Below are 19924 nucleotides of genomic sequence, written 5' to 3'. Positions count from 1 at the left end.
GAGGACGTCGTCGCCTCGGGAGATCAGGGGGTGTGGGCGATCGTGCGCAGCATCCGCACGTCGACCTCGTTCAGCGAGCGGACGCGGTGCACGCCCGGGGGCAGGCTCCTGTCGGGATCGCCCACGACGACGGTGGCGCACCCGGCGGAGACAGCCGACCACGCACCGACCAGCGAGTCCTCGAGCACCACGCAGCGCCCGGCGTCGAGTCCCAGGGCGGCGGCGCCGTCGAGATAGGGGTCGGGCGCCGGCTTCGTGCGCGTGGTGTCGTCGGCCGTGACCGAGACGCGGAACGCCGACAGGTCGACGCTCCGCGTGAAGCGCTCGACCCAGTGCCGCGGCGACGAGGTGACGAGAGCGAGGGGCACCTCGGCGTCGACGAGAGCGCGCAGCAGCTCCGGGGCGCCTGGGCGCCAGGTGACCGACTCGGCGTACGCCGCCAGGGCGCGGCGATCGAGATCGTGTGCCACGGCCTCGTGCGTGTCGTCGAGGCCCAGACGCGTGCGCAGCAGCGCCGCGGCCCGGTCGAGGTCGAGGCCCTCGGACGCGGCCGCCAGGCCCGCGGCATCCGCACCGTCATGGTCGTCGACGAACCGCTCCACGACGCGCAGCCAGGTGTTCTCGGTGTCGAGGAGTGTGCCGTCCATGTCGCTCAGCACTCCCCAGCTCGGCGGGGCGTCGTCTGTCATGGTGCTCCTCCGGTCACGCCGATCTCGAACGGACCGCCACGTCCATCCCGTCGTCGCGAGGCGACCGGAGCGCGGCCCGCGGGAGAACGGCGGATGAACGCGAGGAGGACGGACGGGGAAACTCCGCAGACAGCTGCGTGCACGTGTGCAGGATGCCGGGGGTACGGCGTTCGAGGCCGTGGGAGCGCGACTACGCTGACGGCGGACCCAGCGCGCCGCCCGAACCCGAGGGGCGCCGCGGAGAGGAGACGTCGCTGTGCACCGGTACCGGGAGATCGCCCGCGACATCACGATGCAGATCGCAGAGGGCGCGTTCGACGCCACGGGCATGTTGCCTCCCGAGGCGCAGCTCGCCGTCACCTATGACGTCTCGCGCGGGACGGTGCGCAACGCCCTCGTGCTCATGGCGCGGCAGGGCGCGATCGCGCCTCGACGCGGATCGGGATGGCTCGTGCGAACCACCGCGCTGAGCCAGCGGTTCTCGGAGATGCGCTCGTTCGCGCAGTGGGCACGGAGCCGCGGTATGGAACCCGGCGGTCGCGTTGTCGCCCAGCGGCGACGGGCGGCGACGGCGAGCGAGGTGCGGAGGTTCCGCGGCGGGCACGGGATCGGCGAGGTTCTCGAGGTCGTGCGGCTGCGCATGCTCAACGGACGGGTCGTGATGCTCGAACGCACGGCGTATCCGTCATGGATCGCGCCTCTCGTGGAGGACCTGTCGCCCGAAGAACCCTCCGTCGTCGGAGCCCTCGAGGCCCGCGGGGTGCGCATGGTGCACGGCGAACACGCGATCGATGCGATCGCGGCGCCGAGCGAGGACGCGCGATTGCTCGACGTGCGGCGGTCGAGTCCGCTGCTGCGCGTGAACCGGGTGAGCTACGCCGCCGACGGGCGTGCGATCGAGGCGGGGGACGACCGGTACCTCCCCGACGTCATGACGTTCCAGGTGCAGGCCTCGCTGCAGGGGATGTCGCTCACGCGGCAGACGGGCTGAGCGCTGTCGTGCGCCTCGGCGGTGACCGCCCTCAGATCGCCTTGCGGAGCGTGAAGCCGCGCGGCGTCGCGACGAAACCGGCCTCCTGCAGTGCGGTCGCGAGCTCGGTGCCGTACACGGCGTCGCCGTCGACCTTCTCGACCGTGAGCGTGTCGAGGCGTCGCGCGCGCGCGGTGGCGACGAGGTCGGCTGTCGCGGCGCGCAGCACCTCGCCGTCGTCGGTGAACGACAGCACCGTGCGGCCGCCGCGTTCGAGGTACAGCACGAGCGATCCGTCGACGATCACGACCAGACCGCCGGCCTTGCGGCCCGGCCGATGCGAGACGTCATCGCGGCGCGGCCAGCCGAGAGCGGCGCCGTAGGGGTTCGCGGGGTCGGTCGCGGCGAGGGTCACGGCGGTGCGCGGCGGCGGATCGGCGAGACCGGCGAAGGTGCGCAGGCGATCGACCGTGGCCGATGCCGCGAACTGTGCGGCACCGAGGCGCTCGATCACATAACCGCGCCGACAGTGCCCGGCCTCCTCGAAGCCGGCGAGCACGCGGTACGCCTGGGCGAAACCGCCGGGAACGCCCTCCGACTGCACCGCGCCGCGGGTCACGACGCCGTAGCGGTCGAGCAGCAGGCCCGCCGTGACGGTGGCGCGGCGGGCGGCGTCCGTCTCGATCGTCGGGAGCAGCGACCAGCGTCCGCCCACCGACGAGGGGCGGGGAGCGGGGCGAGCGAGCGACATGCCGCGGTAGGCGCGGGTGCGCGGAGCCTTGCGCGTGACGCGGTGGGCTTGGGATCCGCCGGCGAGCAGCGAGCGGATGGGGGCGAACGTGTCGTTGGTCACGCGCCCGGCCCAGGTCAGCGACCACAGCGCGTCGAGCACCGACTGCTCGTTCTCGGCCTCGGCCATCTCGCGCAGCTGCGCCGCGAAGTACGCGCCGCCCGCGCCGAGCGCGTCGAGGATGCGGGCTTCGAGCGACTCGGCGGCGATCTCTGCGTCGGGCTCGGGCAGCGTGAACGGGGCGAGGTCGGCCGGATGCAGCGAGACCCAGCCATCACGACCGGGGAGGGTGCCGTGGCCCGACCAGATCACCTCGCCCGATGACGTCAGCTCGTCGAGCAGAGCGGGGGAGTAGCCGCGCACCCGCGACGGCAGCACGAGGGATTCCCAGGCGCTTGCCGGGATCGGGACACCCGCGAACTGCTCGATCACGGTGAGGACGCCGTCTATGCCCTCGAGCGGACGGTGGAGGTGCTGCCACTCGGGCAGGAACCGCGCATAGGCCTCGGGGGAGACGGGTTCGACGCTGCCTCGGATGGCCGCGAGCGACCGCATCCGCAGCCGCCGCAGCACCTCGGTGTCGCACCACTCGGTCTCGGTGCCCGACCCTGACGCCTCGGGCAGGAAGTACCCGCTGGTGAGGTGACCCGAGTGTTCGAGTCGTTGCAGGGTATGCCGGGCGACCGCCGCGCCGATGCCGAGTCGTGATGCGAGGGCGTCGGTGCTGAACGGCCCGTGGGTGCGGGCGTAGCGCGCGACGAGATCGCCGAGCGGGTCGGCCAGCGGTTCGAGGAACGCGACCGGGATGCCGGTGGGCAGTGCCGCGCCGAGCGCATCGCGCAAGCGTCCTGCGTCTTCGATCGCGGCGATGCGGGTCGTGCCGGCGATCGTCACGGGGATGGCGCGCCGTGCCGGGACGAGGGCGTCGAGGTGCGCGGCGGCCTCGGCGACGGACAGTCCTGCGGCGGACGGATCGGTCGCCGCGTCGGTCGCCGCGTCCGGATCCGACGCCGTGTCGGTCGCAGACCCCGAGATCGGGTCTGCCGTCGAGCCCGCAACCGCATGCGAGTCCGTGGTCGTACCAGTCGGCGAGCCCGGGGCCGGGTCAGCAGCCGGGTCCAACCTGAGCGCGACCTCTTCGGCATCCATCGGGCCGAGCATGCGCAGCAGGTCGGCGACGCCCTCCAGCCCGCGTGCCCGCCGTTCGGGGGCGAGGCGCTGCACCTCGCGCTCGAACTGCGCGATCACCGCGGGGTCGAGCAGTTCCCGCAGTTCGACCGTGCCGAGCAGCTCGCCGAGCAGGGCCGGATCGACCGAGAGCGCGGCGGCGCGGCGTTCGGCGAGGGGCGAGTCGCCCTCGTACATGAACGCCCCGACGTACCCGAACAGCAGGTCGCGCGCGTAGGGCGAGGGCTGCGACGGCTGTGTCTCGACGAGCCGGATGCGGCGGTCGGCGATCGAGGTCGCGAGGCGCCGGAGCGACGGCAGGTCGTAGACGTCCTGCAGCACTTCGCGCAGCGTCTCGAGGATCACCGGGAACGTCGGATGCCGTCGCGCGACCTCGAGCAGTTGGGCCGACCGCTGCCGCTGCTGCCACAGTGGCGTTCGACGGTTGGGATTGGTGCGCGGCATGAGGAGTGCCCGCGCGGCGCACTCGCGGAACCGTGACGCGAACAGAGCCGAGCCGCCGACCTCCTGTGTGACGAGCTGCTCGAGCTCGTCGGGGTCGAACACGAAGAGCTCGGCGCCCGGCGGCTCGGACTCCGCGTCAGGCAACCGCACGATGATGCCGTCGTCGCTCGCGACCGCCGATCCCTCGACGCCGAGGCGCTCGCGCACGCGAGCGTTGATCGCCAACGCCCACGGCGCATGCACCTTCATGCCGTAGGGGGAATGCAGGATCACCCGCCAGTCGCCGACCTCGTCGTGCCCGCGCTCGACCGTGAGCGTGCGGTCGGTCGGCAGCGTCCCCGTCGCCTCGCGCTGCTCGGTCAGATGCGCCATGAGGTTCGTCCGCGCCTGCTCGTCGAGCCCGGCGTCGATCAGCCTCTGTGCCGCCTTCTCGGGCGCAGCCGACGACACCTCGCGGGAGAACTTGCCGAGCGCCTCGCCGAGTTCGAACGGGCGCCCGATGCCGTCGCCGTGCCAGAACGGCACCTTGCCGGGCTGCCCGTAGGCGGGGATCACGTTGACGCGGTCGTGAGTGATCTCGGCGATGCGCCAGCTCGTCGTGCCGAGCGTGAACACATCGCCCACGCGCGACTCGTAGACCATCTCCTCGTCGAGCTCGCCGACCCGGGCGCCGGTCGACTCGCCCGCCACGAACACACCGAACAGTCCGCGATCGGGGATCGTGCCGCCGCTCGTCACGGCGATGCGCTGTGCGCCAGGACGCCCCGTCAGCGTTCCGGCATCCCGGTCCCACACGAGCCGCGGCCGCAGCTCGGCGAACTCGTCGGACGGGAATCGCCCCGCGAGCAGGTCGAGCGTCGCCTCGTACGCCGACCGGGGGAGCGACTGGAAGGGCGCCGACCGCCGCACGGTCTCGAACCACTCCTCGACGCTGATCGCCCCCAGCGCGCTGGCCGCGACGGTCTGCTGCGCGAGGATGTCGAGCGGATTGCGGGGCACCTGGATCGCCTCGATCTTGCCCGCCAGCATCCGCTCGGTCACGATCGCGGTGTGCAGCACGTCGCCGCGGTGCTTGGGGAAGAGCGCCGCGCGGCTGATCTCGCCGACCTGGTGGCCCGCGCGGCCCACTCGCTGCAAGCCCGAGGCGGCCGAGGGCGGCGCCTCGACCTGGATCACGAGGTCGACCGCGCCCATGTCGATGCCGAGCTCGAGGCTGCTCGTCGCGACGACGCAGCGCAGCACCCCGGACTTCAGCTCCTCCTCGACCTGTGCGCGCTGCTCCTTCGACACCGAGCCGTGGTGCGCCTTCGCGAGCACGGGATCGGCACCGGCCGTCGCCCCGGCCTGCGCCATCATCGACGCCGGCACAGAACTCTCGGGCAGAGGGACGCCGATGCGCTCGGAGTAGATCTCGTTGAGCCGCCCGGTCAGTCGCTCGGCCAGGCGACGGGAGTTCGAGAACACGATCGTCGAATTGTTCTGCAGGATGCGGTCGACGATCGCCTCTTCGACGTGCGGCCACACCGAACCCGTGACCTCGGTGTACTCGGCCGCGTCGTCATCGGCGGTCGTGGTGGAGGCCCCGGGCGGTGGGGGCGGGTTGGTCATGTCATCCATGGGCACGACCACGCCGAGCTCGAACGTCTTCGAGGCGGGCGGGGCGACGATCTCGACGGGTGCCGCGCCGCCGAGGAAGCGCGCGACCTCGTCGATCGGCCGCACGGTCGCCGACAGGCCGATGCGCTGAGCCGGGGCTTCGTGTCCGTGCGACGCCCGCAGCGAGTCGAGGCGTTCGAGGCTCACCGCGAGGTGCGCTCCGCGTTTCGTCGCGGCCACCGCGTGCACCTCGTCGATGATGACGGTGTGCACGTCGCGCAGCGTCTCACCCGCGCGGCTCGTGAGCATGAGGTACAGCGACTCGGGGGTCGTGATGAGGATGTCGGGCGGATCCGACACGAGCTTGCGACGGTCGCTCGACGTGGTGTCACCGGACCGGACGCCGACCGTCACCGCCGGCGCCGGCAGGTCGAGCCGCCGCGCCGACTGCCCGATGCCGATCAGCGGGGAGCGCAGGTTGCGCTCGACGTCGACGCCCAGCGCCTTGAGCGGGGAGATGTAGAGGATGCGGGTGCGCGACGCCCCGGCATCCTTCTTCGTCTTCTTCTCCGCCTGGTCGGCGACGGCTCCCGCGGCGATGCGCTCGCGGAAGACGCTGTCGATCGCCCAGAGGAATGCGGAGAGCGTCTTGCCAGACCCGGTCGGGGCGACCACGAGCGCGTGCTTGCCCTGCGAGATCGCCTCCCACGCTCCGGCCTGCGCGGGCGTGGGCGCGGTGAAGGCGCCCCGGAACCAGTCCTGCGTGGCCGGGGTGAAGCGCTCGAGGACGTCACCCATCCCTCCATCATCGTGGGTGCCACCGACATCGGGTTCCGGATTGTCGGAGGCCGGGAGCATGCTGTAGGCATGGCCGCGCACACCACGAACTACCGCACCACGTTCATCGAGGTCGCCGAGGACTGCCCGGTCGACCACGCCGAAGAGCCGCCAGCGGGCGAGAAGCCCACGATCGCGGCCCTGCACTACCGACTCATCGCCGAGCAGCCGTACGCGCTCACGTCCGACGACGTGATCTTCACGACCCACGCGCTGCGGCAGGGCATCGACCCCGACGACATCGCCGCCCGCGAGGCGTTCTTCGCGAAGGGGCAGCCGTGCCTGCGATCTTCGCCGCTCGGCAAGCGCTATGGATGGGGCCTCGATCACGACGCGGAAGGCCGCGTCGCACTCGTGCCGCGAGAGTCCGAGGAGTACGCGCTCCGCGCCGCCGACCCCGCGGTCGCCCACACGAGAGCGATGCGGAGTCGGCGGGCCTGAGGGTCAATCCACCTCCCGCAGCATCCCCTCCGCGTCGATCTCGAGCGTGAGATCGAGATCGAGTCGGGTGAGGAACGCGTCGTCGTGGCTCACCACGAGCACCGCGCCGCGATACGCGCGCAGCGCTTCGACGAGCTGGTCGACCGTGTCGATGTCGAGGTTGTTCGTCGGCTCGTCGAGCAGTACCAGGTGCGGCGCGGGGTCGGACAGCAGCAGTTTCGCGAGCGCGACCCGGAACCTCTCGCCGCCCGACAGTGCGGACACCGGACGGTCGGCCGTCGCCCCGCGGATCAGGAAGCGCGCCAGGCGGTTGCGCAGCTCTTTCTCGGGCACGTGCGGCGCGGTATCCGCGATGTTCTCGAATACCGACCGCGCCTCGTCGAGCCCGTCGACCCGCTGAGGCAGGTAACCGATGCGGTCGGTCAGCGGCAGCGCGGTCGCCACCTGCGGTCGCTGCTCATAACTCCGGAGATCCGCGCCGACAGCGTCTGTTCCCGGGTAATCCGACCCCTCGATGCCCAGATCTCCGGAGTTGTGGACGCCTCGATGCACCAACCGCTCCAGCAGGGTCGTCTTGCCGGCGCCGTTGCGGCCGATCAGCGCGACCCGCTCTGCGCCCTGCACTACCCAGGTGCGCTCGCCGTCGCCGAGTTCGGCGATCCGCCGCCCGGGCGACACCTGCGGATCGGGCAGCTCGATCTTCATCGAGGCGTCGGCGCGGATGCGGCGTCCGGAATCGTCGAGGGCAGCCCGCGCCGTCTCCTCCTTGCCCGCCACCTCGGTGCGAAGGCGTCCGGCCGACACCTGCGCCGCACCGCGACGCCCATGAGCGATGATCTTCGGCACGCGCTTCTCGATCTCGGCCTTCTTCGCGGTGCGGGCGCGATGCGCGAGCTTGACCTCGGCCTCGATGCGCTGGCGCTTCTCCTTGCGGAACTCCTGCTTCGCGGTCGCCTCGGCCTGCCGCGCGGCATCCTGCTCTGCGTCCAGCCAGGCGCGCCACTCGGAATACGGTCCGCCGAACACACTCAGCGTCTGCGCGTACAGCTCGGCCGTGTCGTCCATGAGTTCGAGCAACGACAAGTCGTGGCTCACGACGATGAGCGTTCCCTTCCAGGCGCGCACCATCGCCGCGAGCGCGGCCCGTGCGTGACGGTCGAGGTTGTTGGTCGGCTCGTCGAGCAGCGTGATCGGCGCTTGACGCAGGCGGATGCCGGCGATCGCGACGAGCACCGCCTCGCCGCCCGACAGCTCGCCGACGCGACGGTCGAGGAAGTCCGGGGCGAGTCCGGCCTCCGCTAGAGCGACCTCGGCGCGTGCCTCGATGTCCCAGTCGTCGCCGACCGTGTCGAAGTGCGCGGGGTCTACGTCGCCGGCCGAGATCGCGCGCACCGCATCGAGCGTCTCTGCGACGCCGAGCAGGTCGGCGACCCGGCGATCGACGTCGAGCGTGAGCTGTTGCGGCAGGTACGCGACCTCGCCCGTGGTCGAGAGGACTCCCGACGCCGGGGCGAGCTCGCCGGCTATGAGGCGCAACAACGTCGATTTGCCGGCGCCGTTGCGACCGACGAGTCCCGTGCGGCCGGTGCCGAACGAGCCGGACACCGCATCGAGGGCCGTCGAGCCGTCGGGCCAGGTGAAGGTCACGCGGTCGAGCGTGACGGAGGCGTGAAGGGTGGGGGTGGTCATGGGGTCTCCTGTCGTGTGCGAGGGTGCACTGACACCGGGCGCCCGGGCCTGCGGAAGCGGACCGCGAGAGGCGGATGCCGTCAGAGAGACAGCGGGCGGTGGTCGGCCGTGGAGTCGGCGATCGTCGGGTCAGCGCGCGGATGAGAGAGCGCGGAGGCGACGATTCAGATCAAAGGACTTCCAGACACGGCGGACAGGACTCCCCGACGATACCCGGGCGTGTCGGCGCGCGCAACCTCCCGGGCGTGTCGCGGTCTCCGCCGTGCGGGGGATGCCGTCGTCGTGCGCCTTCCGTACGGTGGAGTCATGGCAGATCGCGAACCGAGTCCCCACGAGATGCGCACCCGGCTCGGGCTGGGCGCGGGGCTCGCGGTCGGCATGGGCGTCGGCGTCGCGCTGGGCGTCTCGCTCGACAACTGGATCCTCGGCATCAGCATCGGTCTGGTGATCGGCCTGTCGCTGTCGGTCGCGCTGAGCCAGGCGCCGTGGCGTCGGGAGAAGCGGATGCCGGGCGACGAGGGCCTGCCCGGAGACGAGCTCGACGAGAATCCCGACGATCCTCGTGACATCGACGGACCGCATCCGCGGTAGCGCTCAGGCCGTGGCGACGCGCTCCAGCCAGCGGGCGAGGAACGCGCGGACGTCGCCGAGCTCCTCCTCCGAGATGCTGTGCGTGAGCCCGGTGTAGACGCGGCCCGAGAGCTCGGCGTGCGCCGGCAGCCACTCGGCGGTGTGCGCGACGAGCGCCTCGGGGATCACATCGTCGTGCGTGCCGCGACCCCAGAAGACATGGGGGCGGAGTTCGGCGAGCTCCTCGTCGCGCGGGAGGTCGCCCGGGGCGGCGTACCCGCTCAACGCCACGACGGCATCGACGCGCTCGGGGGCGAGGCGCAGCGCCTGCAGCGCCACAGCCGCGCCCTGTGAGAAGCCCAGGAACGCGACGGAGGCGGCATCCGAGGCGTTCTCATCGACCCAGCGCAGGAACGCCTCGGCGGCTGCCGTCACGCTCTGCGAGCTGCGCCCGTCGAGGCCCTCGATCGGATACCACGATCGCCCGGGCATCGGCCACGGCGGAGCCAATGGTGCCGCGACGGATGCCACCGCGATGCCGTCGGGAAGGTAGGGGACGAGGCCGAACAGGTCGTGCTCGTCGGCGCCGTAACCGTGCAGCAGCACCAGCAGCGGCGTCCCGCTGCGCTCGTGGGTCGACCACCGGGTGAGCGCGTCGTCGAGTCTCAGTTCGTCGGTCACGCGTCCATCCTGCCAGCGGGTGCCGACATCCGGCCCGCCGCGACTCGCGTTCCCCGCGCTCCCCGACGGGCATCGTCCCAGCCGATCCATGACGCTAGACCGGTTGCTTTTATACTCAGGATTCTGTCCGCGGGTCCTGACATTGTTTACATCTATCTCGAACGAGAAGTTAACAAAATGATCCCGGATGCGCCATAACATCCACCATCTCGTCAAATGTCTGTCCGTCGGAAAGGGGACAGACAGATATCTCTCCCGCAGGTACTTTGATCGCTACCGATAGCGTCGAAGGAGTGCTGAATGATGAGAAACACATCTACTTCTGTCCGGGGGCGGGTTCTCGCAGGCATCGCTGCCGTGCTGGTTGTCGTGGGGGCTGGCGTCGCCCTTCCTCAGGCCGCCTCGGCAGTCACGAACTGGAGCGTGCGAACGACCTATGTCTCAGCGGGCGGTCATGATGTACCCCTCCGATGGGGGCGGGCCGACACATCTACTCAAACCGGATTCGGTTGGAACCACATGGTGGCTCAGGGGCACGCATCTGAAGCAACGTATTCCTTCTGGTCCAAGCAAATCGAGCGGGTTCTGACAGGTCCTGGGTGCAAGAACCCGACTGCGGTGAGTGGCAAATACACCTGTAGAAGATCCATCGAAGGAAACCCGGACATCGTCATCTACGTTGTCTGGACCGGTAGGGTCGACAAGGCTAGCAACGACGGTCGACCCGTCGGAGTGATTACCGCCTACCAGCGAGGTGAGAACTGTGGCTGCTGACGAACTCGATTTGGCATACGAGCTCGAGCGAGCTCGAACGATGATCGCCCGCCAACTCGACGACATCGACACAGAGTTCGCGCTCACCGTCGACAGCGACCGCGGCGTGACTGACGACGGGGGCTGGCTCACCCTCCATGGCCGCGCGGGGAAAACACATGTCGAGTTCTCGCGCGTCGTCATACCCCAAGATCCAGACCCCGACGAACCTTCGCTCGAGTCGAACCTCATGTTCTTCCTCTCAGCATTCGAAGAGCACCTAGCCCTCCTCGAACGCCCCCTGCGGGCTGGAGATCTCGTGCTGTAGCGGGCATGGCCCCGAACGCCCTCAGACGTCGAGTGGTTCTCGGCGGGATACCCCGCGAATCCGACCCCGCTAGCAGCGACTTGTAGGCGCGGCGGCGGTTGCTCGCCCCGCCACCCACGTTCGTGCGGCAGCTCCGCTGCCAGGCGAAGGGCTCGGCCCCAGTATGCCGGTCGTCGCTGTCGGGTCGAGGGTGCGGCTGGTAGAAAGGACACATGGCTGTCCGCACCCCCGATCCCGATCCCGAGCCCGACGACGGCATCGGCGGGTTCGGCGATGCGAAGCCGCCGGCACCCGACTCGAACCCCGGATGGCTCAGCGACATCGAACTCGAAGAGGCCCGGCGGCACCTGCCGATGCTCTACGTCGAGGCGATCCCGGTGCGCACGGACGGCTCGGGGCAGGTCACCGAGATCGGCATCCTGCTGCGCTCCACGCCGCTCGGCGAGATGACCCGCACGATCGTGTCGGGTCGGGTGCGCTTCGGCGAGACGATCCGCGACGCGCTGTTCCGGCACGTCGAGAACGACCTGGGTCCCATGGCGTTCCCGCTGCTCCCGGCATCCCCGCTGCCCTTCACGGTGGCCGAGTACTTCCCGCTGCCCGGCGTCAGCGCGTACCACGACGACCGGCAGCACGCCGTGTCGCTCGCGTTCGTGGTGCCGGTGAGCGGCACGTGCGAACCGCGTCAGGACGCACTCGAGGTCACGTGGTTCACGCCCGAGGCCGCGGCGTCCGACGCCGTCGCCGCCGAGATGGAGGGCGGTCGAGGCACGCTCATCCGCCACGCGCTCGCGAACCTCGGTCTGCTGCGCTGACCGCCCTGCGCGAGCCGGCGGAGCGGCCGCTCAGGCGGAGGTGAGGCGGGCGAGTTCGGCGACGAACTGGTCGACGTCGGACTCCTCGGTGTCGAAGCCGCACATCCAGCGGACCTCGCGCTTGGCGGCATCCCAGTCGTAGAAGCGGAAGCTCTCGCGCAGCCGGTCGGCGACGCCCTCGGGCAGCGCTGCGAACACGCCGTTCGACTGCGTGGGCTGGGTGAACGTCACGCCCGAGATGGAGCCGTCGGCGATGCCCGTCTCGATCGAGCCGCGCAGGCGCTGGGCCATCGCGTTCGCGTGACGGGCGTTGCGCAGCCACAGGTCGCCCTCGAGCAGGGCGATCAGCTGGGCCGACACGAACCGCATCTTCGACGACAGCTGCATGTTGAACTTGCGCGAGTACGTGAGTCCAGTCGACGCCTCGGGGTTCAGCACCACGATGGCCTCGCTCAGCATCGCTCCGTTCTTGGTGCCGCCGAAGCTCAGCACGTCGACCCCGGCGTCGCGGGTGAAAGCCCGGAGGGGCAGGTCGAGGGCCGCGGCGGCGTTCGAGATGCGGGCGCCGTCGAGGTGCAGCGTCATGCCGCGCTCGTGGGCGTGATCCGCGAGCGCGCGGATCTCGTCGACCGAGTACAGGGTGCCGAGCTCGGTCGACTGCGTGATCGACACCACGAGCGGCTGCGCCCGGTGCTCGTCGCCCCACCCCCAGGCCTCGCGGTCGACGAGCTCGGGGGTGAGCTTGCCGTCGTCGGTGGGGACGGAGAGGATCTTGAACCCGCCGATGCGCTCGGGCGCTCCACCCTCGTCGACGTTGATGTGGGCGGTGGATGCCGCGATGACGGCACCCCAGCGGGGCAGCATCGACTGGATGCCGGTGACGTTCGCGCCCGTGCCGTTGAAAACGGGGAACGCCTGCACACCGTCGCCGAAGTGGCCGCGGAAGACCTCCTGCAGACGCTCGGTGTAGGCGTCCTCGCCGTAGGCGATCTGGTGTCCGCCGTTGGCGAGGGCGATCGCCTCGAGCACCTCGGGGTGCACGCCGGAGTAGTTGTCGCTGGCGAATCCGCGGATCGCGGGGTCATGCTGAATGGTCACCGGACAAGCCTAATCGGCGGATGCCCTACCGGATGTCGGAGGCACCCCCTACCCTCGGACGCATGGAACGGACTGCGGCGAAGACGGCCTTCGCGAACGTTCTCGTCAACACGCTCATCGCGAACGTGACGACGAGCTTCCTGTGGTTCGCGCTCACGTTCTGGGTGTACATCGAGACCCAGTCGGTGCTCGCCACGGGCATCATCGGCGGTGCCTACATGCTGTTCATCGCGTTCTTCGCGATGATCTTCGGCACGATCGTCGATCGCTATCGCAAGCACACGGTCATGCTGATCTCGAGCGTCGTCTCGGCCGTGGCGTTCCTGCTCGCAGGGGTTCTGTACGTGTGGCAGCCCGAGTCCGCGCTGCTCGACCTCGGCGGTCCGTGGTTCTGGGCGTTCTCGGTGCTGATCCTGTTCGGCGGGGTGATCGAGCAGATGCGCAACATCGCTCTGTCGACCACCGTCACACTGCTCGTGCCCGAAGAGCGGCGCGCGAACGCGAACGGGCTGGTCGGCACCGTGCAGGGGCTGGCGTTCCTCGTGACGAGCGTGTTCTCCGGGCTCTCCATCGGATTCCTGGGCATGGGATGGACCCTCGGCATCGCGATCGTCGCGATGGTGGTCACCTTCGTGCACCTGCTGTTCATCCGCATCCCCGAGGGCGCGCCGACCCCCGACCCCGACGCGTCGAGCGCGCTCGACTTCCGCGGCAGTGTGACGGCGATCCGCCAGGCCCCCGGTCTCTTCGCCCTCATCATCTTCTCGACGTTCAACAACCTCATCGGCGGCGTCTACATAGCCCTCATGGACCCATACGGTCTGACGCTGTTCGACGCGCAGACCTGGGGGTTCGCGCTCGCGTTCGCGTCGACCGGCTTCCTGATCGGCGGCGGGCTCGTGGCGAAGTTCGGCCTGGGCGAGAAGCCCATGCGCACATTGCTGCTCGTCGTGATCGCGATGGGGCTGCTGGGCGCGGTGTTCATGCTGCGCGAGTGGTGGCCGCTCTACGTGGTGGGCATCTGGGTCTACATGGCGCTCGTCCCGCCGGCCGAGGCCGCCGAGCAGACCGTGATCCAGAAGGTCGTGCGCTTCGATCGGCAGGGGCGCGTGTTCGGCGTCGCCGCCGCGATGGAGGCGGCGGCCGCTCCGATCACGGCGTTCCTGATCGCACCGATCGCCGAGTTCCTCATCATCCCGTACATGGATTCGCGGCCCGGTCAGCAGCAGTGGGGCTGGCTGCTCGGCGAGGGCGACGCCCGGGGCATCGCGCTGATCTGCCTATTCGCCGGACTCGTCATGGTCGTCGTCGGCACGCTCGCCTTCTTCACCCGTTCGTACCGCCGGCTCACCGACCTGTACGCGAATGCGCCGGAGCAGAAGCTGCCTGCAGAGGGAGGGGAGTCGGGGCCTGCGGTCACAGACAGCTCGCGCGCAGACGACGCGAACGGCGACCTCGCCGACGTGGAGGTCGAGACAACGGGGGAGGCCCGAGTGGTCGACGCTCCCGCCCCCGTTCGCGGCACGCCGCCGCCGAACCCCGAGCCGGGGCGCTGAGCGCGAGCGCTGAGACGCGAGCGCGGGCGCCGCATCACGAGCCGGGGCGCTGAACCCCGACCGGCGCCACTGAGTCAGTCGTCGAGCAGACGCACCTGGTCGTTGAGGTCTGCGGCGTCCTCGTCCCACAGGGCCGCGATGCGCGGGGCGAGGGACGACGGGTCCAGCGCCTTCGCCCGGAAGACCACGGATGCGGCGCGCAACGGCTCCCCGGCATCTCGCGCCGCCTTCGCGAAGCCCTGCGCTACGGCACGCGCCCACGCCTCGCTCGCCATCTTGACCGCCGCGTAGTTCGCTCCGCCCGCGAGCGGGCGTGCCACGGCGGTCGAGGACACGATCGCGAAGCGTCCGGCATCTGCGGCGCGCAGCAGCGCGTCGAACGCACGGCTCGTCGCCCGCACCGCCTCAAGAGCGGGGAGGAGCGCCGCGAAGTCGTCATCCGACTGCCCGGCGAGCCCACCGCCGCCGCGCCACCCTCCGACGAGCGGCACGACCGCGTCGACGGCGCCGAGCCGGGCCGCGAGGTCGGACATCGAGGAGAGCGATGTCGCATCCGCGACCTCGATCTCGGCCCCCAGCTCGCGCAGCGGCGCCAGGCGGTCGGCGGAGCGTCCGGTCGCGACGACGCGTGCGCCCGCCTCGATCAGCGCGGAGGCGACGGCGAGTCCCGAGGCGCTCGTGGCCCCGGCCAGGACGATCGTGCGGTGTTCGACGTTCATGTGCTCACCTCTCGCGGATCGGAACGACTTCTGCGGCCACTGCCCCCTGGAGTGGCCGCAGAAGTTGCGCCCGGCCGCAGGGGCGCGGCCGAGCTCCCCAGAAACTGCGTCGAGATCAGTCGTCCGTCCCGCGGATGCCGACGGTCGACTCGATGACCGGCTTCATCTTCTTGTCGAGGGTCTCGAAGAACATCGACAGCGGGAACTCGTCGTCCATCACGGCATCCGTGTACCCCTTGGGCGCGCCGGCGAGGATCTCGTCGGACAGACCGCGGGCCCACTGCGAGGCCGGGTGCGGGGTGAGCGTACCGCGCACGAGCTCGTACGCCGCGAGCCAATGGGCGACCTTCGGGCGGTCGATCGAGTGCCAGTAGAGGTCGTCGATCGCGTCGCCCAGAGCCACGACCGCGTCGGGAACAGCGTCCCAGTCGAACGCGAGGGCCGTATCGGTCCAGTGCAGCACGCCGCGCTGGTGCAGCCACGCGAACAGCAGCTGGCCGCCCACGGCGTCGTAGTTGCGGACGCGCGTGCCGGTGATCGCGAAGCGGAAGATCCGGTCGAAGATCACGGCGTACTGCACGAGTCCGGCGTGCTCGTGCATCTCACGCTCGGCGTCGGTGAGCTCTTCGCCGGCCTCCATGCGAGCCGCGAGGGCGCGCTCGATCTTGACGGACTCGCGGAACGCGGTCATGTCGCAGCGCATCTCCTCGAGCGAGTAGAGGAAGAACGGCATTCGCTGCTTGATCATGAACGGATCGAACGGCAGGTCACCGCGCATGTGCGTGCGGTCGTGGATGATGTCCCACATCACGAACGCACGCTCGGTGAGGGCCTGGTCGTCGAGCATCGCGGCGGCGCGCTCGGGCAGCTCGAGGTTCGTGATCCCGGCGGCTGCGCGGGTGACGCGGCGGTAGCGGGCGGCCTCGCGGTCCTGGAAGATCGCACCCCACGTGAACGACGGGATCTCGCGCATCGCGACCGTCTCGGGGAACAGCACGGCCGAGTTCGTGTCGTACCCGGGGGTGAAGTCCACGAGACGCAGCGAGACGAACAGCTTGTTGCCGTAGTCGCCGGCTTCGAGGGCCGCGATGAACTCGGGCCAGATCGTCTCGACGATCAACGCCTCGACCAGGCGATCGCTCGATCCGTTCTGCGTGTACATCGGGAAGACCACGAGATGGCGGATGCCGTCGATGCGGTGCTGCTGCGGCTGGAAGGCGAGCAGCGAATCGAGGAAGTCGGGCACGCCGAAGCCCTCGGCCACCCAGCGCTCGAAGTCGACGACCGACGCCGAGAGGTAGTCGGCGTCGTGGGGGAAGGCGGGGGTCAGCGCCCGGATCGCGGCGGTGATGCCGGCGACCAGCTCGCGGGCGGCGGCGTGGTGCGCCGCATCCGGGATCGAGCCGTCCTTCACCTGCAGCTCGCGGATCGCCATCGCGGCGTCCTTCAGCTGCGCCCAGGCCGCGCTCTGCTCGGCGGTCGCGGCGTCCTCGACGACCTCGGGTTCGCCGACGATGGCCTGAGTGTTCAGGGTGGGAGTGGACATGGAACCTCCGATCGCGGGTATGGGCGGAAATATTCCGGCGATAGCGGAATCCTGACGATAATCTTACATCCATGGATGATGCTGTCGACCGTTCGATCCTCGCCGCGATCTCCCGAGACGGGCGTGCCACGCTGGCCCAGCTCTCTGACGCCGTTGGCCTCTCGGTGTCGGCCGTGCAGTCGCGGCTGCGCCGCCTCGAGACCCGCGGGGTGATCACCGGATACCGTGCCGTGCTCGACCCCGAGCAGGTCGGCGCTCCGCTGTCGGCGTTCATCGAGATCACGCCGCTCGACCCCGCACAGCCCGACGATGCGCCTGACCGGCTCCAGCACCTCAGCGCGATCGAAGCCTGTCACTCGATCGCCGGCGACGCCAGCTACATGCTGTTCGTGCGGGTCGCGACGCCTCGCGACCTCGAGGAGCTCGTGCGCGACATCCGTCTCGCGGCGAACGTGAACACGCGCACCACCGTGGTGCTGCAGACCTACTACGAGCACCGGCCGATCGTCACAGTCACCCAGGGGTAGTGCGCATCGCGCGCAGCGCGGTACCGTGAGCGTCGTCCCCGAACCCAGGAGCATCGATGTCCTTCCAGGCGTATCTCGACAAGGTCGAGGCTCAGACCGGTCTCACCCCGCGGCAGTTCATCGAGCTCGCGAAGGAACAGGGCTTCGACGAGACCACGAAGTCGACCGTCGTGCTGAACTGGCTCAAAGGGGAGTACGGCCTCGGTCACGGGCACGCGCAGGCCATGGTGCATGTGATCCTCAAGGGGCCGAAGATCAGCTCCACGCACGTCGGCAAGGGCGGCGCGCACGGTGACAAGTCCGACACGCTCTGGCTCGACGGCAAGGACTCGAACCCGAATCCCTGATAGGCCCGGCCAGTAGGATTCCCTGCGTGGCAGCATCCTCACAGCGCAAGAAGAGCACCAAGAGCACCCGCAAGCCGGTCCGATCGAGCGGGAATCCCGCCAAGCGTCCGGTGGTCGAGGCGGGCCCGATCACCGCGCGCGACTGGATCGGCGCGGCACGCCTGCGCACTCTGCCTCTCGCGATCGCCCCCGTCGTGATCGGCACCGGGGCCGCGCGCAGCACCGGGCCCGAGTTCCACTGGGTCATCGCCCTCGCCTGCCTCGCGGTCGCCGTGCTGCTGCAGATCGGTGTGAACTTCACGAACGACTACAGCGACGGCATCCGCGGCACCGACGCCGTGCGGGTCGGCCCCGCGCGCCTCACAGCCTCCGGCCGAGTGAAGCCGCGCACCGTGCTGATCATCGGATTGCTGTTCTTCGCGCTCGCCGCCGCCGTCGGCATCGCGATCGTGGTGCGCACAGGTCAGTGGTGGATGCTGGCGATCGGCGCCGCGTGCATCGTCGCCGCGTGGTTCTACACCGGCGGCAAGCGCCCCTACGGGTACTACGGCCTCGGCGAGGTCTTCGTCTTCGTGTTCTTCGGACTCGTCGCGACGCTCGGCACCACCTGGGTGCAGATCTTCGCGCTGCCCTCGCAGGCGTGGCTGGGCGCGATCGCGGCCGGGCTGTTCGCCTGCGCGGTGCTTCTCGCGAACAACCTGCGCGACATCGACCAGGACCGCCTCGTCGGCAAGCGCACGCTCACAGTGCTCATCGGACGCCGCGCGACGCAGGTGCTGTTCACGCTCTTCGTGCTCGTGCCGTTCGGCATCCTCGCGTTCCTCGCACTGCTCTACCCGATCGCGTGGATCGGTCTGCTCGCGCTTCTCGCGGGGCTCCCGGCGATCCTCATCGTGTGGACGTACCGCGAGGCCAAGGAGCTCGTGATCGCGCTCGCACTCACGTCACTCACCGCGCTGCTGTACGCGGGTGCCGTGTTCTGGGCGTTCGTGGCCTGACGCCGGGTGCGCGGGGCGCTCGCTCGACGACCTCAGGGGCGGTCGGACTCGTCGGCGTCGACGGCTGCATCCTCGGCATCCGCGTCGGCCTGCGCACCCGCTGACCGGCTGGAGCGCCGCTCCTGGATCCGCGCGGACGCGTCGGTCAGCGGGGCACGAAGGAACAGCATCGAGATGCTCACGCCGATGAGTGCGGCGAAGATCGCGGCGAGCCACCAGAACTCCCGGAAGATCGGGAAGAAGAACCAGAGGATCGCGAGCGGCACGAGGAACGCCAGCAGCCGGAGCACGGTGTAGACGAGGAGGGGTGCTGGTTTCTTCACCCCGCCAGTCTACGTTCGGGCGCTGATCAGCAGGCTGGGTGCGCAGGTTCAGAGGCCGAGGGCACCGAGAGGGATGCCCCGCACGACGCGCTTCCACGGGTGCTCGCCGAGCGTCCAGAGCAGCCGTGCCTCGGGGTCGAGCGCGAGATCCTCGCATCCGATCGGCAGCGGGATGCGGCTGCGCGTCATCGCGTCGCGCGGGCCCGTCCACAGCACGCCGGGTCGCAGGTGGTCGGACTGCGACACGAAGTGCCGCTCACCCCAGCGCACCGCGCCCTGCATACGGGGGATGCCGGGGGAGAAGCGCTCGCGCTCGGTGAAGCCGCCTGCGCCCTCGGGAACGTCGAACTCCGCGATGCGCCCGGTGTCGTCGGCCTTGTACTCGCCGATCAGCACGCGGTCGAGCGTCGTACCGTCGGCGTCGACCACACGGCCGAGGAACGAGCAGCGCAGATCGATCGGATGCACGCGGGTGCGCACCGCGACGAGGGCGCTGACTCGATGACCGCGCGCTCGCGCGCCGGCGATCCGTCGCGCATCGGCGCCGTGCACGCGGCGGATGCGAGACAGGTCGAACTCCCAGATGCCCCGACCCGTGGCGGCGACGAACAGCCGGTCGCCGCACCAGGCGAGCCCTCCGGCATGGATGGGGGCGGGCTGCAGCACACCCTCCTCGTCGACCGCCAGCAGCACGTCGAGGTGCCTCGAGCGTTCGAGGTCGACGAGGGCCACGCGCGACGCGAGGTGCTGTCCGTCGAGACGCTGCCGGAACCAGCTCACGGCCAGGGTGCGACGACCGTGCCACTCGCCGACGTCGACGCCCTGCGGGTACCAGCGGCGGGTCCACGATCGCGCCGTCAGCCAGCGCAGGTCGATCGCGGTGCGCCGCTTCTGCCGCACCGGGCGCCAGGTGGTTCCGAACGGCCAGAGCATGCTCTCCATGGTGGTCGATAGCGGCGGATCGCGCGAACCCGACTCCGCCGCCGGGCACTCGGGACACCCGGCGTTCACCTGCAGGT

The 19924-nt window shown here is 70.2% G+C and carries 18 protein-coding genes; 9 read left to right on the top strand and 9 right to left on the bottom strand.

The window, feature by feature from the left end:
• Positions 1-23: 23 nt before the first annotated feature.
• Positions 24-689, bottom strand: coding sequence for an HAD family hydrolase (locus ACIPYT_RS01475; protein ID WP_401069806.1), 666 nt, complete (start codon positions 687-689; stop codon positions 24-26).
• Between the two features lie 256 nt (positions 690-945).
• On the opposite strand from ACIPYT_RS01475, the gene ACIPYT_RS01470 reads away from it, so the two are divergent.
• Entirely contained in the window at positions 946-1680 is a 735-nt protein-coding gene (locus ACIPYT_RS01470) for a GntR family transcriptional regulator (protein WP_401069803.1), read from the top strand.
• Between the two features lie 31 nt (positions 1681-1711).
• Here the strand turns inward: ACIPYT_RS01470 and ACIPYT_RS01465 are convergent, their stop codons facing one another.
• Positions 1712-6475 carry a DEAD/DEAH box helicase gene (locus ACIPYT_RS01465; protein WP_401069801.1) on the bottom strand — a complete coding sequence of 1588 codons (4764 nt, stop codon included), beginning with the start codon at positions 6473-6475 and terminating at the stop codon, positions 1712-1714.
• Positions 6476-6544: 69 nt separating this feature from the next.
• Here ACIPYT_RS01465 and ACIPYT_RS01460 point away from each other — a divergent pair, with 69 nt between their 5' ends.
• Complete coding sequence (locus ACIPYT_RS01460) at positions 6545-6955, top strand: DUF6157 family protein (RefSeq protein WP_401069799.1); 411 nt, start codon at positions 6545-6547, stop codon at positions 6953-6955.
• A gap of 3 nt (positions 6956-6958) precedes the next feature.
• On the opposite strand, the gene ACIPYT_RS01455 is transcribed toward ACIPYT_RS01460, so the two are convergent.
• Positions 6959-8644 carry an ABC-F family ATP-binding cassette domain-containing protein gene (locus ACIPYT_RS01455; RefSeq protein ID WP_401069797.1) on the bottom strand — a complete coding sequence of 562 codons (1686 nt, stop codon included), beginning with the start codon at positions 8642-8644 and terminating at the stop codon, positions 6959-6961.
• A gap of 306 nt (positions 8645-8950) precedes the next feature.
• Between ACIPYT_RS01455 and ACIPYT_RS01450 the strand changes: the two genes are divergently transcribed.
• Positions 8951-9235, top strand: coding sequence for a hypothetical protein (locus tag ACIPYT_RS01450; RefSeq protein ID WP_401069794.1), 285 nt, complete (start codon positions 8951-8953; stop codon positions 9233-9235).
• 3 nt (positions 9236-9238) lie between these two features.
• Here ACIPYT_RS01450 and ACIPYT_RS01445 read toward each other — a convergent pair whose 3' ends face one another.
• Complete coding sequence (locus tag ACIPYT_RS01445; RefSeq protein WP_401069792.1) at positions 9239-9895, bottom strand: alpha/beta hydrolase; 657 nt, start codon at positions 9893-9895, stop codon at positions 9239-9241.
• A 763-nt stretch (positions 9896-10658) separates the two neighbouring features.
• Between ACIPYT_RS01445 and ACIPYT_RS01440 the strand changes: the two genes are divergently transcribed.
• Positions 10659-10976 (top strand): hypothetical protein, encoded by a 318-nt coding sequence (locus ACIPYT_RS01440; RefSeq protein ID WP_401069789.1) that lies wholly within the window; start codon positions 10659-10661, stop codon positions 10974-10976.
• A gap of 212 nt (positions 10977-11188) precedes the next feature.
• Positions 11189-11791, top strand: coding sequence for an NUDIX hydrolase family protein (locus ACIPYT_RS01435; RefSeq protein ID WP_401069786.1), 603 nt, complete (start codon positions 11189-11191; stop codon positions 11789-11791).
• A gap of 30 nt (positions 11792-11821) precedes the next feature.
• Here the strand turns inward: ACIPYT_RS01435 and ACIPYT_RS01430 are convergent, their stop codons facing one another.
• Complete coding sequence (locus ACIPYT_RS01430; protein ID WP_401069783.1) at positions 11822-12889, bottom strand: threonine aldolase family protein; 1068 nt, start codon at positions 12887-12889, stop codon at positions 11822-11824.
• A gap of 62 nt (positions 12890-12951) precedes the next feature.
• Between ACIPYT_RS01430 and ACIPYT_RS01425 the strand changes: the two genes are divergently transcribed.
• The gene (locus tag ACIPYT_RS01425; RefSeq protein WP_401069780.1) at positions 12952-14445 is read left to right on the top strand and encodes an MFS transporter; all 1494 of its coding nucleotides are present in this window, start codon (positions 12952-12954) and stop codon (positions 14443-14445) included.
• 74 nt (positions 14446-14519) lie between these two features.
• Here the strand turns inward: ACIPYT_RS01425 and ACIPYT_RS01420 are convergent, their stop codons facing one another.
• A complete protein-coding gene (locus ACIPYT_RS01420; RefSeq protein WP_401069777.1) occupies positions 14520-15164 on the bottom strand; it encodes an SDR family NAD(P)-dependent oxidoreductase in 645 nt (214 codons plus the stop codon).
• 115 nt (positions 15165-15279) lie between these two features.
• A complete protein-coding gene (locus tag ACIPYT_RS01415; RefSeq protein ID WP_401069775.1) occupies positions 15280-16710 on the bottom strand; it encodes a DUF6421 family protein in 1431 nt (476 codons plus the stop codon).
• Between the two features lie 71 nt (positions 16711-16781).
• Here ACIPYT_RS01415 and ACIPYT_RS01410 point away from each other — a divergent pair, with 71 nt between their 5' ends.
• From ACIPYT_RS01410 to ACIPYT_RS01400, 3 genes are read left to right on the top strand one after another with little or no spacing between them, the layout of a single operon-like run.
• On the top strand, positions 16782-17237 hold the full coding sequence (locus tag ACIPYT_RS01410) for an Lrp/AsnC family transcriptional regulator (protein WP_401069772.1): 456 nt from the start codon (positions 16782-16784) through the stop codon (positions 17235-17237).
• Between the two features lie 56 nt (positions 17238-17293).
• Positions 17294-17584, top strand: coding sequence for a DUF4287 domain-containing protein (locus ACIPYT_RS01405; RefSeq protein WP_401069769.1), 291 nt, complete (start codon positions 17294-17296; stop codon positions 17582-17584).
• Between the two features lie 26 nt (positions 17585-17610).
• Positions 17611-18582: a 1,4-dihydroxy-2-naphthoate polyprenyltransferase gene (locus ACIPYT_RS01400; protein WP_401069766.1), complete on the top strand. Its 972-nt coding sequence runs from the start codon at positions 17611-17613 to the stop codon at positions 18580-18582.
• A 32-nt stretch (positions 18583-18614) separates the two neighbouring features.
• Here the strand turns inward: ACIPYT_RS01400 and ACIPYT_RS01395 are convergent, their stop codons facing one another.
• Positions 18615-18905, bottom strand: a complete 291-nt coding sequence (locus ACIPYT_RS01395) for a DUF4229 domain-containing protein (RefSeq protein WP_401069763.1) — start codon at positions 18903-18905, stop codon at positions 18615-18617.
• Positions 18906-18953: 48 nt separating this feature from the next.
• A complete protein-coding gene (locus ACIPYT_RS01390; RefSeq protein ID WP_401069760.1) occupies positions 18954-19838 on the bottom strand; it encodes a hypothetical protein in 885 nt (294 codons plus the stop codon).
• Positions 19839-19924 lie beyond the last annotated feature (86 nt).

Source organism: Microbacterium sp. NPDC089695, from assembly GCF_044749085.1.
Classification (GTDB): Bacteria; Actinomycetota; Actinomycetes; order Actinomycetales; family Microbacteriaceae; genus Microbacterium.
The sequence above is the reverse complement of the archived record's forward strand: the minus strand, read 5'-3'. Positions and strand labels throughout refer to the sequence as shown.